The sequence below is a fragment of the Pseudoalteromonas sp. S3178 genome, assembly GCF_005886985.1.
In the GTDB taxonomy this organism is placed as follows: domain Bacteria; phylum Pseudomonadota; class Gammaproteobacteria; order Enterobacterales; family Alteromonadaceae; genus Pseudoalteromonas; species Pseudoalteromonas carrageenovora.
Genome location: NZ_PNCW01000527.1, coordinates 1 through 320 on the forward strand (window position 1 = coordinate 1; position 320 = coordinate 320).

At 43.1% G+C, this 320-nt stretch carries 1 protein-coding gene; it reads right to left on the reverse strand.

Annotated features, from left to right (window positions below):
- Positions 1-320 (reverse strand): transcriptional regulator (locus CWC11_RS22055; protein ID WP_502704831.1); only part of this gene is annotated, 320 nt, incomplete at both ends.

Here is a 320-nt window from a genome sequence, read left to right on the forward strand (position 1 = left end):
GCTTTCTTGCGGCTTTACTGACTACGCCATCAGCGCTGTCTAATGCCGCTTCGATATCTGCTTGTGTATATTCAAGTGGCTCTTCATGTTGTGGTATTTGAATAGCTAAATGCTCACATTCAATTTCTTGCCCGGGACTCAATAGCACAGCACGACCTATGGTGTTTTCAAGCTCCCTGACGTTTCCAGGCCAAGTATGATGCTTTAACTGCTTCATTGCTGCGTTACTCAAACTCTTATTGCTAGGTAAAAAGTGATCCACTAACACCGTAATATCTTCTTTTCGTTCAGACAATGGCGGCAGTTTAAGCTCAATCATA